General features: G+C 70.1%; 14 protein-coding genes. 8 read left to right on the top strand and 6 right to left on the bottom strand.

Annotated elements, in window-relative coordinates; genetic code table 11:
- The first annotated feature begins 70 nt into the window (after positions 1 to 70).
- Positions 71 to 1,519, top strand: a complete 1,449-nt coding sequence (locus IFU11_RS12645; protein WP_192019146.1) for a GH1 family beta-glucosidase — start codon at positions 71 to 73, stop codon at positions 1,517 to 1,519.
- A 137-nt stretch (positions 1,520 to 1,656) separates the two neighbouring features.
- The gene (locus IFU11_RS12640; RefSeq protein WP_192019145.1) at positions 1,657 to 2,670 is read left to right on the top strand and encodes a LacI family DNA-binding transcriptional regulator; all 1,014 of its coding nucleotides are present in this window, start codon (positions 1,657 to 1,659) and stop codon (positions 2,668 to 2,670) included.
- Between the two features lie 78 nt (positions 2,671 to 2,748).
- On the opposite strand, the gene IFU11_RS12635 is transcribed toward IFU11_RS12640, so the two are convergent.
- On the bottom strand, positions 2,749 to 3,615 hold the full coding sequence (locus tag IFU11_RS12635; RefSeq protein ID WP_079706442.1) for a DNA-methyltransferase: 867 nt from the start codon (positions 3,613 to 3,615) through the stop codon (positions 2,749 to 2,751).
- Between the two features lie 70 nt (positions 3,616 to 3,685).
- Between IFU11_RS12635 and IFU11_RS12630 the strand changes: the two genes are divergently transcribed.
- The 3 genes from IFU11_RS12630 (at position 3,686) to IFU11_RS12620 (ending at position 5,593) form a co-directional block, all read left to right on the top strand.
- Positions 3,686 to 3,979: a GNAT family N-acetyltransferase gene (locus IFU11_RS12630; protein WP_192019144.1), complete on the top strand. Its 294-nt coding sequence runs from the start codon at positions 3,686 to 3,688 to the stop codon at positions 3,977 to 3,979.
- A 153-nt stretch (positions 3,980 to 4,132) separates the two neighbouring features.
- On the top strand, positions 4,133 to 5,053 hold the full coding sequence (gene ppk2 / locus IFU11_RS12625; RefSeq protein WP_085513630.1) for a polyphosphate kinase 2: 921 nt from the start codon (positions 4,133 to 4,135) through the stop codon (positions 5,051 to 5,053).
- Between the two features lie 39 nt (positions 5,054 to 5,092).
- Complete coding sequence (locus IFU11_RS12620) at positions 5,093 to 5,593, top strand: hypothetical protein (RefSeq protein WP_079706439.1); 501 nt, start codon at positions 5,093 to 5,095, stop codon at positions 5,591 to 5,593.
- A 72-nt stretch (positions 5,594 to 5,665) separates the two neighbouring features.
- Here the strand turns inward: IFU11_RS12620 and IFU11_RS12615 are convergent, their stop codons facing one another.
- The 4 genes from IFU11_RS12615 to IFU11_RS12600 form a co-directional block, all read right to left on the bottom strand.
- Positions 5,666 to 6,211, bottom strand: a complete 546-nt coding sequence (locus IFU11_RS12615) for a HEAT repeat domain-containing protein (RefSeq protein ID WP_137244146.1) — start codon at positions 6,209 to 6,211, stop codon at positions 5,666 to 5,668.
- A gap of 91 nt (positions 6,212 to 6,302) precedes the next feature.
- Positions 6,303 to 7,352, bottom strand: coding sequence for a lipoate--protein ligase family protein (locus tag IFU11_RS12610; protein ID WP_192019143.1), 1,050 nt, complete (start codon positions 7,350 to 7,352; stop codon positions 6,303 to 6,305).
- Positions 7,353 to 7,409: 57 nt separating this feature from the next.
- On the bottom strand, positions 7,410 to 8,828 hold the full coding sequence (locus IFU11_RS12605; RefSeq protein WP_307783529.1) for an NAD(P)/FAD-dependent oxidoreductase: 1,419 nt from the start codon (positions 8,826 to 8,828) through the stop codon (positions 7,410 to 7,412).
- A gap of 152 nt (positions 8,829 to 8,980) precedes the next feature.
- Positions 8,981 to 9,865, bottom strand: a complete 885-nt coding sequence (locus IFU11_RS12600) for an alpha/beta hydrolase (RefSeq protein ID WP_192019142.1) — start codon at positions 9,863 to 9,865, stop codon at positions 8,981 to 8,983.
- A gap of 309 nt (positions 9,866 to 10,174) precedes the next feature.
- On the opposite strand from IFU11_RS12600, the gene IFU11_RS12595 reads away from it, so the two are divergent.
- From IFU11_RS12595 to IFU11_RS12585, 3 genes are all read left to right on the top strand, one after another.
- Positions 10,175 to 11,233: a magnesium and cobalt transport protein CorA gene (locus IFU11_RS12595; protein ID WP_064295772.1), complete on the top strand. Its 1,059-nt coding sequence runs from the start codon at positions 10,175 to 10,177 to the stop codon at positions 11,231 to 11,233.
- A 110-nt stretch (positions 11,234 to 11,343) separates the two neighbouring features.
- On the top strand, positions 11,344 to 11,796 hold the full coding sequence (locus IFU11_RS12590; RefSeq protein WP_229939713.1) for a MarR family winged helix-turn-helix transcriptional regulator: 453 nt from the start codon (positions 11,344 to 11,346) through the stop codon (positions 11,794 to 11,796).
- Positions 11,797 to 11,801: 5 nt separating this feature from the next.
- Positions 11,802 to 13,229: an MFS transporter gene (locus IFU11_RS12585; RefSeq protein ID WP_192019141.1), complete on the top strand. Its 1,428-nt coding sequence runs from the start codon at positions 11,802 to 11,804 to the stop codon at positions 13,227 to 13,229.
- A 115-nt stretch (positions 13,230 to 13,344) separates the two neighbouring features.
- Here IFU11_RS12585 and IFU11_RS12580 read toward each other — a convergent pair whose 3' ends face one another.
- Complete coding sequence (locus IFU11_RS12580) at positions 13,345 to 14,274, bottom strand: methyltransferase family protein (protein WP_192019140.1); 930 nt, start codon at positions 14,272 to 14,274, stop codon at positions 13,345 to 13,347.
- Positions 14,275 to 14,287: the final 13 nt, after the last annotated feature.

Here is a 14,287-nt window from a genome sequence, read left to right as displayed (position 1 = left end):
CCCGAGACCAGCATGAGAGCGCTCTCAGCAGGCGATAGCATGGGCGTGCACCCAGCCACGAGGAGCTTCGATGACGCACGCCCCCCAGCCCACCACCCGTCCGACCCTGATCCTGCCGCCGTTCCTCTGGGGTTCCGCCACCGCGGCCGCCCAGGTCGAGGGAGCAGCACACGAGGACGGCAAGGAGGACTCCATCTGGGACGCCTTCGCCCGGGTGCCCGGCGCGATCGCCAACGGTGACGACCTCGAGGTCGCCGTCGACCACTACCACCGCACCGCCGGCGACATCGCGATCATGTCCGAGCTGGGCCTCGACGCCTACCGCTTCTCCACGAGCTGGGCGCGCATCAAGCCGGGCGACCGCGACGTCAACCCCGCCGGCCTCGACTTCTACAGCCGTCTCGTCGACCAACTCCTCGACGCCGGCATCCTCCCCTGGCTCACCCTGTACCACTGGGACCTCCCGCAGGCGCTCGAGGAACAGGGCGGCTGGACGAACCGCGACACCGCCCTGCGCTTCGTCGACTACGCCGAGGCCACCTACGAGGCGCTCGGCGACCGCGTCCAGCACTGGACGACCTTCAACGAACCGTTCTGCTCCTCCCTGCTCGGCTACGCCGTCGGCGTGCACGCACCCGGCCGCCGCGACGAGGCCGCCGCGCTCGCCGCCATCCACCACCAGCACCTCGCCCACGGCCTCGCCACCACGCGCCTCCGCGAGCTCGGTGCCGAGCAGATCGGCATCACCCTCAACCTCACTAATGCGATCCCAGCGGACCCCACCGACCCGGCCGACGTCGACGCCGCCCGCCGCGTCGACGGGATCATGAACCGCATCTTCCTCGAACCGATCGTCCTCGGTGCGTACCCGGCCGACGTCGCCCACGACCTCGAGGGCCTCGGCCTCGACACGCTCGTCCACGACGGCGACCTCGAGACCATCTCCGCCCCGATCGACTTCCTCGGCGTCAACCACTACCACGACGACCTCGTGTCGGGTCACCCCGACGACTCCGGCGCCGACGGCGGCCACTCGGGCGCGACCGAGCGCGAGGCCGGTTCGCCCTGGCTCGCCTCGCCCGACATCTCCTTCCCGAGCCGCGGACTCCCGCGCACCGCGATGGACTGGGAGGTGCACCCCGCCGGCCTCCGCACCCTGCTCGTCCGGCTCGGCCGCGAGTACCCGACGCTGCCGCCGCTGTACGTGACCGAGAACGGTGCGGCCTACGACGACGTCGTCGCAGAGGACGGCCGCATCCACGACGTCGACCGCGACGCCTTCATCCAGGACCACATCGACCAGGTGGAACTCGCGATCGCCGACGGTGCCGACGTGCGCGGCTACTTCGTCTGGTCGCTGCTCGACAACTTCGAATGGGCGTACGGCTACGACAAGCGGTTCGGCATCGTGCGGGTCGATTACGACACGCAGGAGCGCACGATCAAGGACAGCGGACTCGCCTACGCGCGCCGCATCGCCGCCTCGCGTGTGGTGCCCGCCGTGGCGGAGCTTCCCTGACGCAGGAACACTCCGGCGTGTCGCGATCGAGGGGACGCGACACGCCGGTCACCTCCTGAGGAGCGGCACCGGCCACGGACGTCCAGACGCCCGGCGATACACTGCACTCGACACGCTCACCCGCTCGGAAGGGGACGATGATGCAGTCCGGTCAAGGGGCCCCCACGCTCGAGATGGTCGCGGCACGCGCAGGCGTCTCCCGCGCGACCGTGTCGCGCGTCGTCAATGGCTCACCGAAGGTCACGGCCGAGGTCGTCGCCGTCGTGAACGAGGCCATCGCCGCACTCGACTACGTCCCGAACCGCGCCGCCCGGTCGCTGGCCTCCCGCCGAACCCAGGTCATCGCGCTCGTCGTCCCGGAGTCGACCGCCCGGGTGTTCTCGGACCCCTTCTTCGCGTCGGTCGTGCAGGGCGTCGCGCTCGAACTGGCGGAGACCGACTACACGCTCAACCTCCTCATCGCGAGTGAGGCGAACTCCGAGAAGACCCGTCGCTACCTGCTCGGCGGCAACGTCGACGGCGCGCTCGTCGTGTCGCACCACAGTGGCGACCACTCGTACACCCGACTCGGCCGGGAGCTCCCGATCGTGTTCGGCGGTCGCCCCATGGGTGCCGACGTCGTCGACAGCACGTACGTCGACGTCGACAACGTCGAGGGCGCGAGGACCGCGGCCCGCCACCTCATCGAGGCCGGCCGGACGCGGATCGCGACGATCGCGGGCCGTCAGGACATGCCGGGTGGGGTCGACCGACTCGCAGGGTGGCGTGCGGAGCTCGAGCTCGCGGGTCTTCCACACGACCTCGTCGAGGTGGGCGACTTCTCCCCGGCCGACGGCGCTGCCGCGATGCGGCGTCTCCTCGCCCGCGGCGTACCCATCGACGGGCTCTTCGCCGCGAACGACCAGATGGCCGCCGGCGCGTACTCCGTCATCCGCGAGGCCGGCCTGACGATCCCCGGCGACATCGCCGTCGTGGGCTACGACGACGACCGCTACGGCGAGACCGCCGCACCGCCGCTCACGACGATCGCGCAGTCGCCCGTCGCCCTCGGCGCCGAGATGGCGAGGGTGCTGGTCCGTCGCCTCGCGGGCGAGCCGGTCGAGCGCGTCACGATGATGCCGACCCGCCTCGTCCCGCGCGCCTCCGTCTGACCCTCCCCGCCAGCCCGCGAACTGTCACCAGACGACAGTCCCGGGCGCAGCGACTGTGCTGAACTGACAGTTCGCGGGCTAGGAGAGGCGGGCGCGGATGATCTCGAGCGCCTGCGGGTTCTCGTCGACGAGGACGTACCGACGGCCGAGCGCCTTCGCGACCGCCCCCGTCGTGCCGCTGCCGGCGAAGAAGTCGAGCACCCAGTCGCCCTCGCGGGAGGACGCCTGCACGATACGACGCAGGATTCCCTCCGGCTTCTGGGTCGGGTACCCGGTCTTCTCGCGACCGGTCGGCGACACGATCGTGTGCCACCAGACGTCGGTGGGCAGCTTGCCGCGCGCCGCCTTCTCCGCGGTGACGAGCCCGGGCGCCATGTAGGGCTCGCGATCGACGGTCGCGTTGTCGAAGTGGTACCCCTTCGGGTCCTTCACGTAGACGAGGATCGTGTCGTGCTTCGTCGGCCAGCGGCTCTGAGCCTTCGCGCCGTAGTCGTAGGCCCAGATGATCTCGTTGAGGAAGCACTCCCGGCCGAAGAGGGCGTCGAGGAGCACCTTCGCGTAGTGCGCCTCGCGGTAGTCGAGGTGGAGGTAGAGGGTGCCGTCGGCGGCCAGGACGCGCCAGGCCTCGACGAGACGCGGCTCGAGGAAGCCCCAGTAGTCGTCGAAGGCGTCGTCGAAACGTCGGAGGTCGCCGCGGATGCGCTCGTACGCCTGCCCCTTGAAGCCGGCGAAACGGTTCACCCCCGTCTCAGCGGTGCGCACCGAGGTCGAGGAGTGGCGACGCTGCACGCGGCCGGTGTTGAACGGCGGGTCGAGATAGATGAGCGTGAACGACTCGTCGGGCAGCTGCGCCACGACGTCGAGATTGTCGCCCTCGAGGACGAGGTCGGGGCCGTCCGGGGTCCATCGCAGCGGCACTTCATCGGCTGCTGCGGCGAGGGACATGTGCCTATTCTGGCAGCCAGCAGCCCGCATACCCGGGAAGGAACGATCGGCCCCGCGCGTTGTACCGCGTATGACCACGGAGTTCACCAACGAGACCGATGCCCAGCGCTACACCATGCACGTCGACGGCCAGCTGGTGAGCGTCGTCGACTACCGGATCTCGGGCGACTCGATCTCGTTCCCCCGCACCTTCACGACGCCGCCGTTCCGCGGCAAGGGGTACGCGGGCGAACTCGTCGCCTACGCGGTCGACGACGTCGAGCAGCACAGCAAGCGGCGCATCGTGCCGATGTGCTGGTACGTGGGCGAGTGGTTCGACGCGCACCCCGAGCGTCAGGACCTCCTCACCCGCTCAGCCGGCTAGCCACCGTTCACAACTCAGGGGCACTCCGGCGCGTCTCGATCGGAGGCCCGTCCTCGGCGCTGACACGCCGGACGCGTCCTGAGTTGTGAACCGCCACCAGCGCGTCACCCACCGGTCACCTGGCGGTTACGCGCGGGGACTAGCGTCCCGACCATGCAGCAGCTCGTCTCGCACTACGCCCCGCCGCCCGCACTCGACCAGGTCGACGGCTACCAGGTGGTCGACGTCGACGACGACGACCCCATCCTGCTCGACGCCGCCGGCAGCCACATCGACACGTGGCGCGAGGGCTACCCGTACGCCGAGCGCATGTCGCGAGAGCAGTACGAGAGCGACAAGCGACTGCTCCAGATCGAGCTGCTGAAGCTGCAGAACTGGATCAAGGCGAACGACCGTCGACTGGTCGTCGTGTTCGAGGGACGCGACGCGGCAGGCAAGGGCGGCACGATCAAACGCTTCACGGAGCACCTCAACCCGCGCGGCGCCCGCGTCGTCGCACTCGAGAAGCCGACCACCCGCGAGTCCACGCAGTGGTACTTCCAGCGCTACGTCCAGCACCTGCCGGCCGCCGGCGAGATCGTGCTGTTCGACCGGTCCTGGTACAACCGGGCGGGCGTCGAACGCGTGATGGGGTTCTGCACCCCGGCGCAGTACGACGAGTTCATGCGCCAGGCCCCGCTGTTCGAACAGATGCTCGTCGGCGACGGCGTCGACCTCGTGAAGTTCTGGTTCTCCGTCTCCGCCGACGAGCAGCGCACGCGCTTCGCGATCCGCCAGGTCGACCCGGTGCGACAGTGGAAGCTCTCCCCGATGGACCTGGCCTCCCTCGACAAGTGGGGCGACTACACCCGCGCGAAGGAGGCGATGCTCGAGGCGACGGACACGGCCGACGCCCCGTGGACGATCGTCAAGAGCAACGACAAGAAGCGCGCCAGGGTCGAGGCGATGCGGCACGTGCTGCACCGCTTCGACTACGACAACAAGGACCACGAGGTCGTGGGCACGCCCGACACCAACATCGTGGGGCCCGCCGCCTCGGTCTACGAGCGCGGCGAGCGCAACGTCGGCGACTGAACCGGACGCCGGGCCGCAGCGCCCGCTATCCTCTGGATCATGCAGCCGAAACCGTCACCGTTGCGACGCCTCACCTCGTCGAGCGCGATCTACGGCACCGTCGTCTACGCCGGCCTCGTCGGCGCGTCGAGCGTGTACGAGGAGGACGACGTCGAGCAGGTGCTCATCACGAGTGCGCTGACCCTCATCGTGTTCTGGCTCGCGCACGTCTACTCGGCCGCCCTCGCGCACCACGGTGACGACCGGCACGAGGCGCTGGTGACGCTCGGAGCGTCGATCAGGCACGGGTTCCAGGAGTCGTCCGGGATGCTCCTGTCCGCCGTCCTCCCGACGATCCCGCTCGTGTTCGGCGTCGCCGGTGTGCTCAGCCATGAGCACGCCGTGATCCTGGCGTTGCAGGTGTCCACGCTGATGCTCTTCGTGCTCGGCTGCGCGGCCTTCGTGGTGCGCGGGTCACGCTGGTGGTGGTGTCTCCTCGGCGGCGTCGCGACGGCCCTGTTCGGGATCGTGATCATCCTGCTCGAGGCCGGCACCCACTAGTCCGGCCCGAGACGGGTCCCGAACGGCTGGTGTCGAGCGTCCGGGGCCGACCGTTCGGGACCCCTCGCGAGCTCAGCGGCGGGCGGCGAGCGCTTTCGCGGACTGCTGCGCGGCGCGACGGACCTCGCGGTCGGGGTCGCGGAGGAGCGCCTCGAGGAGCGGCTTGGCGTCGTCACCACCGACGACGGCGAGCGCCCGGGCTCCGGCTGCGCGCACGCGGGCGTGGTCGTCGCTCAGCAGTGGCGCGATCGCGGCGACGTCGCCGATCCGACGCTCGGCGCAGACGCGTGCGGCCATCTCCCGGACGCGCCAGGCCTGGTTGCCGAGTGCTCCGACGACGGGCGCGGTGGCCGAGTCGTCCCACACGTGCAGCAGGGCGCGGGTGCCCCAGAGCTCGGGCCAATACAGCGCGGGCGCTCCGCCGAGGATGCCCTCGGCGTGGTGGCCGCCGACGACGCGGAGGAAGTCCTCGCCCTCGTAGCGACCGGCGAGGAGGGACACGCAGCGTTCGACGACCCGGGTCTCGCTCTCGGCGGCCACCGCGTCGGCGAGCCGTTGCTCGAGGGACGCCTGCGTGGCGGGGGTCGACGGGTCGGGTGTCTCGTTCTGCGCTGTCATCGTCCCCCCACCCTAGCCCGCGAGCTGTCACCAACGGTGGGTGATGCAGGCCCACACCCGCCACTGGTGACAGTTCGCGGGCTGCGGCAGGCTACGGGACGCGGGTGAGCCAGGCGTCGGTGGCGAACTTGTCGGTGACGAGCTGCTCGGCGGCGGCGCGCTCGGCATCGGTGACATGGCCCGGGGTCGCGCCGGTGATCTCGACGAAGGTGTCCTTCATGCGATCGATGATCTCGGCCCGCGAGAGCCCGGTCTGGCTGCGGAGCGGGTCGACGCGCTTGGCGGCCGAGGTGGTGCCCTTGTCGCTGAGCTTCTCCCGCCCGATACGGAGCACCTGCGTCATGAGCTCGCCGTCCATGTCGTAGCTCATCGTGACGTGGTGCAGGACGGCGCCGTTCCCGAGCCGCTTCTGCGCGGCACCGCCGATCTTGCCCGACGGGCTCGTGATGTCGTTGAGCGGCTGGTACGTCGCCTCGATGCCGAGCGAGCGAAGGGCGACGAGCACCCAGTCGTCGAGGTAGGCGTAGGAGTCGGCGAAGGTCATGCCGTTCACGAGCTCGGCCGGGACGTAGAGCGAGTAGGTGATGATGCCACCGCGCTGCATCATCATCGCGCCACCGCCGGAGACGCGGCGGACGACCTCGAAGCCGTTCGCCTTGGCGTTGTCGAGGTCGACCTCGTTCTTGAGCGACTGGAAGCTGCCGATGACGACGGCCGACTGGTCCCACTCCCAGATGCGGAGCGTCGGACCGCGGCGGCCCTCGCCGACCTCGTTCGTCAGGACCTCGTCGAGCGCCAGGTGGAGTTGCGGAGACACCGAGCCCTCGTGGATGAGCTGCCAGTCGTAGTCGCCCCAACCCGTCGCCTTCGCAAGGGAGCGGCGAATGGCCGTCGCGACGGCCTCGGGCGTGAAGCCGAGGAGCACGGCGTCCTCGGGCAGGGCACCGCGGATGGCGGCGGCGAGGCCTGCGGCGTCCGTGGTGGCGGGGAGTCCCGTGACGGCGCGGTCGATCAGCGCGAGTGCGTCGTCGGGTTCGAGGAAGAAGTCGCCGGCGAGGCGGAAGCCCGCGATGCGGTCGTCGACCACCTCGAGATCGACGACGACGAGCTTGCCACCCGGGACCTTGTACTCACCATGCATGCCCCCAGCCTATTCCTGGACGGCGTCCGGATTCCCCGGAAGGAGCGTCGAACCAGCTCAGGAGTCGAAGCCGATACCGAAGCGGTCCATGACCTTCAGGAGCAGGCCGTCGCGGCCCTCGTTCGCGTCGGAACGGGCGACCGCGCGGCGGACGGTCTGGATCGCGGGGTTCGCGATGGGCTCCGGCGGGATGGGGATCGGCTTGGACCGGACCATCTTCAGGCGGGTCAGCTCCGTCGACTCGCCACTCAGGAGATCGAGCATGACCTTCGCCCCGAAGCGCGTCGCGCCGACCCCGAGTCCGGTGAACCCGGCGCTGTAGGCGACGCGCCCGCCGAGTGCCGTGCCCTGGAACGCCGAGAGCCGCGAACACATGTCGATCATGCCGCCCCACGCGTGGGTGAACCGGACGTCGAGTTGCGGGTAGGTCGTGAAGAAGTGGTCGGCGAGGGTCTCGAACGTCTCGCGGCGCTGATCGTGCTCCGGCCGGATCCTGCCACCCCGGTGGTAGACCGCGTCGAAGCCGCCGTAGAGGATGCGGTCGTCGGCGGACCGGCGGGAGTAGTGGAACTCGCGACTCGAGTCGGCGATGCCGAAGCGGTCGGCCCACCCGATGCTCTCGAGCTGCTCCGGGGAGAGCGGCTCGGTCATGAGCACGTAGTCGTACACGGGGATCGTCAGGAGCTCCGTGCGCTTGAGGAGCGAGGGGAAACCGTTGGTGGCGAGCGCGACCTGCCGAGCCTGCACCCCGCCCTGCTTCGTGGTCACCGCGACGCCGTCGCCCGAGCGTCGCAGCCGGGTCGCCGGGGTGTGCTCGAAGACCCGCACACCAAGCTCGATGCACGCGCGCTTCAAGCCCCAGGCGAGCTTCGCCGGGTGGACGAGCGCGGTGCTCTTCCACTCGCGCTGACCGGCCAGGTACACCGGCGAGTGCACGAGCGCCTGGACGGCCTCGCGATCGAGGAAGACGCCGTCCCCCGACACCTCGCGCAGCGCGTCCACCTGATGCGGCTCGGTCGCGACCGTGAGCACACCGGTGTGCTCGAACTCGGCGTCGATCCCGAGGCGGTCGAGCGTGGCGACGAACTCGTCGAAGTTCTCGTCCGCCAGGCGTTCGAGCTCCGGCAGTTCGTCGGCGAAGTGGCGCTCCCCGTTGTCGACACCGTGGGTGAGGCTCTCCTCGAAGAAGCCGCCGTTCCGGCCACTCGCCGCCCAGCCGACCTCCTTGCCCTCGACGAGCACGACGTCGCGCGAGGGGTCGGCCTCCTTGGCGACGAGCGCCGTCCACAGTCCGGAGTAGCCGCCACCGACGACCAGCAGATCCGCCGTGACCTGGCCGACGAGTCGGGGCTCCGGCGTCGGCCGGTGGGGGCTGTCGAGCCAGTACGGGACCGTGCTCGCTCCCGCGAGCGACCGGGCGATGCGCTCCGCCGAGTTCCGTCTGCGGTGGCTGTAGGTGGGTCCGTCCGAGGTCACCGGGTCTCCTCTGCGTCGAGTGTGGGTGCCGCGACTGTACCCCGCGGCCCCTGAGCTTGTCGAAGGGTGGTCTCGTTCGCTGCCCTTCGACAAGCTCAGGGACCGGGGCGGGCGCTCACGGACCGGGGCGGGCACTCACCGGCCCGGGCGACTCAGGTGCGCTTGTCGAGCCACTCCACGACGTCGCGCTCGACGTCCTCGCGGTTCAGCTCGTTGAAGATCTCGTGCCGCGCCTCGGGGTAGATGACGAGCGTCACGTCCGTCAACTTCGACCGCTTCACGTAGGCGTCGCGGAGGAGGGTCAGGCCACGGACCCCACCGAGCGAGTCGTCGGATCCGCCGAGGATGAGCACCGGAACCGCGCGCGGCAGGCGCTTCGGCGGGCGGCCGAGGAAGGCGAACGCCTGGATCGGGTTCCACACCGGGGTGACGCCGATGTCGAAGTTGCGCTCGTCGGCGGCGAACGCGGCCCAGGCGGCCGGGTCGCGGTTGAGCCACTCGAGACCGGTCTTCCCGGTCTTCCGCCACCGCTTGTTGAGGTCACCGGCGTTGATGACGCCGGGCATCGCGAGCGAGGTGCCCGAGAGGATGAGGAGCTCGTACAGATCGTGTTCGGCGACGACCTTCTGCGCCATGAGCGAGCCCCAGCTGTGACCGAGCAACGCGAGCCGCGACTCGGGGAAGCGGGTCCGCAGGTACCGGCCGACGGCGGCGACGGAGTCGATCGCGCCCCTGGTCGTCCGCGGGCCGAGCTTGCCGAGGCCGAGGTGCTCGAGGCCCGTGCGACCGTGGCCGCGGTGGTCGTCGGCGGCGACCGTGTACCCCGCGTCGTTGAGCCGTGCGGCGAGGCGCCCGTACCGGAGGGCGTGCTCCCCCGCGCCGTGGGCGATGTGCACGACGGCCCGCGGGTTCGGCACCTCCCACAGGTAGATGTAGACCGTGACGCCGTCGTCGTCGACGATCGTCTCGGTCGCATACGGTCGCGGCTCGACGGGGCGGTTCGCGTCGTCGACGGGTGGCGGGGTCTGCTCGCTCATCCCGCCAGCGTAGGCCCTCGGCCCGGCGGCGTGGCGAGTCCGTTTGCAGTTCCCGGAGGGCAGGCGTACGGTGAACGAGGCCCGAACGGCGGGCCGGCAGGTTTCGACGGAAGCGAGGTGAGCGGCCATGGCTGGTGACAGTATCCGCGCCATCGCATCGACGAACCGCCTCGCCTCCCTCACCCGGTAGGCGCTGCCACCGCCGGTGCCGAGGCGCCCTCACTCACACCTCCCCGGGTGCGATCCACCGCGATCGCCTGCACCCGCGCGGCCGCCGCACGTTCCCGTCGATCGATGGACGGAGACCTCATGGCACTCATCGACAACGGCATCTACGTGACCGGACGGCGCTCGGCGAGCCCGCGATCGCTCGACGCGACGTACGAGCTCCTCAACGAACAGCGGGGCATGGCCTGGATCGGTCTGTACCGCCCGGAACCGTCGGAGATCCGCTCCGTCGCTCAGGAGTTCGACCTGCATCCGCTCGCCGTCGAAGACGCTCTGAAGGGCCATCAGCGGGCGAAGCTCGAACGTTACGGCGACACGCTGTTCGTCGTCCTGCGTCCCGCCCGCTACCTGGACGAGGAGGAGCGGGTCGAGTTCGGCGAGGTGCACCTGTTCGTCGGACCCGGGTTCGTCGTCACGGTCCGCCACGCGGAGAAGCCCGACCTCGGCCAGGTCCGGCGGCGACTCGAAGCCCGGCCCGACATCCTCGCGCTCGGCCCCGACGCCGTCCTGCACGCCGTGCTCGACCAGGTCGTCGACGGCTACGGTCCCGTCGTCGCGGGGCTCGAGAACGACATCGACGAGATCGAGGACGAGCTCTTCGGCGACGCTGCGGACGTCTCGCGTCGCATCTACGAGCTGCTGCGCCAGGTCATCGCGTTCCAGCGCGCGACCACGCCCCTGCGGGCCATGCTCCACGGCCTGCTGCAGGGCGCCGACAAGTACGGTCTCGACGAGGAGCTGCGCAACGGCTTCCGCGACGTGCTCGACCACACCCTCCGGATCGCGGAGCGCGTCGACTCATTCCGCCACCTGCTCCGGAACGCGCTCACGGTGCACGCGACGCTCATGACGCAGCAGCAGAACGAGGAGATGCGACGCCTCTCGGAGGCGAGCCTCGCGCAGAACGAGGAGTCGCGTCGGATGAGCGAGACGGCGCTGGCGCAGAACGAGGAGATCAAGCGGATCTCCTCCTGGGCGGCGATCCTCTTCGCCCCGACACTCATCGGCACCGTCTACGGCATGAACTTCGACGACATGCCGGAGCTCCACTGGCAGTTCGGCTACCCGGTCGCGATCGGAGCGATGCTCGTCCTCTCCGGGACCCTCTACGCCATCTTCCGAGCCCGCCGCTGGCTCTGACCGCGCCTCTGCCCTTCGACGGGCTCAGGGACCAAAGGGTCCGGTCCCTGAGCCTGTCGAAGGGCGACGCCTATTTACTTAGCAATACTAATGAGCTAGGCTAATGAATCGTGGCAAGCGGAGCAGCGACGAAAACCAGGGCACTGACGATCGCCGAGCAGGCGTCCGAACTCCGGATGGGCACCTTCCGGCTCGCGAGACGACTGCGCGGGGAGAAGTCGGTCGACGACCTCAGTGATCCGCAGTTCTCCGTCCTCGGAGGGCTCTACAAAGAGGGCTCCGCAACCCTGCGGGCACTGGCCGAACGCGACCGCGTGTCCGCGCCATCCATGAATCGCACCGTCAACTGCCTCGAAGAGGCCGGGTACGTCACCCGAGAAACCGACGCGGCCGACCGCCGGAAGGTCACCATCGCCCTCACCGAAGCGGGCCACACCACCGTCACCGAGACCGTCCGGAAACGCGACGCGTGGATCACCCAGCAGCTGCGCGCGCTCACCCCGGACGAACGCGACACCCTCGCCCGCGCAGCCGAGATCATGAGGAGACTCGCCACCCAGTGAGTGCAATGTTCCGTTCCCTGTCCAGCGTCAACTACCGCATCTGGTTCATCGGCGCCCTTGTGTCGAACGTCGGCGCCTGGATGCAGGCCACCACCCAGAACTGGGTCGTGCTGACCGACCTCACCGACAACGACGCCGTGGCCGTCGGCGCCACCATGGCCCTGCAGTTCGGGCCGCAGCTCGTCCTCGTGCCGATCACCGGTCTCATCGCCGACCGCTTCGACAAGCGGAAGATCCTCATCCTCACCCAGTCGAGCCTCATGCTCCTGGCCGCAGCGCTCGGCGCCCTGCTCATCTTCGGTCACGCCGAGCTGTGGCACATGTACCTCTTCGCGTTGGCCCTCGGCGTCATCAACGCCGTCGACGGCCCGGCCCGCCAGACCTTCGTCTCGGAGCTCGTCGACGAGCACAACATGTCGAACGCCGTCGCGCTCAACTCGGCGTCCTTCAACGCGGCGCGCATGGTCGGCCCCGCCATCGCCGGTCTCCTCATCGTCGCGATCGGCTCCGGGTGGGTGTTCGTCGTGAACGCCTTCACCTTCCTCGGCGTCATCGGCGCCCTGTTGGCCCTGCGCACCGGCAAGCTCCGTCGAGCGCCGCGCCCACCGCGGGCTCGAGGACAGTTCGTCGAGGGCTTCCGCTACGTCCGCGGGCGGCCGGACCTCATGGTCGTCTTCGTGATCGTGTTCATCATGGGCGCGTTCGGCATGAACTTCCCGATCTTCGCCTCGACCATGGCCGTCGAGTTCGGCAAGGGCGCGGGCGAATACGGCATCCTCTCCTCGGTGCTCGCGATCGGTTCCCTGACCGGCGCACTCCTCGCGGCGCGGCGGGCGCAGGCCCAGATGCGGATGATCGTCGGCGCGGCCGGGCTCTTCGGGGTCGCTGCCCTCACGGCCGCGTTCATGCCGAGCTACTGGTCGTTCGCCGCCGTGCTGATCCTCGTCGGCTTCTCGACGGTGACGCTCCTGACCACCGCGAACGGACTCGTGCAGACGAGCACCGAGGCGGCCGTCCGTGGCCGGGTGATGGCGCTGTACATGGCGATCCTCATGGGTGGCACCCCGATCGGCGCGCCCATCGTCGGGTGGGTGGCGAACACCTTCGGGCCGCGCTGGGCGCTCGGCCTGGGCGCACTCGCCGGCTTCGCCGCCTGCGCCACCGGCCTGGCCTACGGGGTGTTCCGTCATCACCTCCGCCTGCGGGTGGCGCCCGACTCCCGCTGGCGCCTGCAGTTCACCCACGACGGCGTCGTCTCCCCGGTCACGCCGGAGGACTTCTCGGAGCAGATCGCGCTCACCTCGCCGATCCCGCTGCCGAAGCCGAAGTCGCGCGCGAAGGCGCCCGAGCCGCGTCCGGAGTCACGTCCCGAGTCGCGTCCCGAATCGTCGCCGGTCGACGAGTCGACGACCCTCACCGGCTCCCGCCGCTAGGCGGGCCTCCGCTCCGACCCGCTCGGCGTTCACAACTCCTGCATCCTGCGACCGCCGGGGCTCCCGGGCGGGCGGGGCGGCGGGCGACGCGGTCGGCCGTCACCGGCAGCAGGAGTTACGAACGAGCCGCCACCGGACGGACGCTCGGGACCCAGCACCGCAGGTCCTCGCGATAGCGGCGGTAGGGCTCACCGAAGCGCGCCTCGAGGTCGGCCTCTTCGACCGGCCGGACCAGGACGTTCCAGACGACGGCGCCGAAGACCGCGTAGACGACGACGATCCAGGACGACAGCAGGAGTCCGACGCCGACGCCTTGGACGATACTGCCGACGGCCATCGGATTGCGGACGAAGCGATACGGTCCGGCGATGACGAGCCGGTTCGGCATCGCGGCGGGCAGTGGCGTCCCACCCCCGGTCGTCGCCATCGCGGCTGCGGACCAGAGCCCGACGATGCTCCCGAGCACCACGACGACGATGCCGGCGATGACGGCGAACTGCTCCGCACCCGGCGGCAGGGCGATCGCGACCCGCCACCGCAGCTCGAAGAACCGCAGGGCGGCGGGGATCACCGCGAGGAAGACGCCCCAGAACGCGACGATCTCGACGGCGGTCCTCACGAGTTGCGAACCGGTCGACGCCGTCGCGTCCGCCGGGCGGAACGCGAACGGCCCGATGGCGATCCATGCTCTCGGGATCCCGCCGGTGAGGACGAGCGCGAGTGCCGTGACCGAGCCGACCGCGGCGCCGACCATCAGCAGGGCGCCGATCCCCGCCTCCTGGGTCACGGCCGCGAAGATCCCCAGTGACACGGTGACCAGCAGCGTCCATCCGGTCGCGAGGATCGCCGCCCATCGGATGGCGCATGCGGCGAGCGCCGAGGCGACGACGAAGAGTGGGACGTCGAGCACGGCCATGACGACGGGGTCGAGGCTGCCGAGCGTCGCCGCACGGACGGGTGGGACGAGCAACACCGACACCCACCATGCTGCCCCGGCGAGGGCCTGCACGGCGAAGTACCAGCGCCCCCAGCGCTCGGCGCTCATGTGATCGTCGGTG

The organism is Plantibacter sp. CFBP 8804 (assembly GCF_014841225.1).
Taxonomy (GTDB): domain Bacteria; phylum Actinomycetota; class Actinomycetes; order Actinomycetales; family Microbacteriaceae; genus Plantibacter; species Plantibacter auratus.
This window is presented reverse-complemented; position numbering and strand designations above follow the sequence as displayed.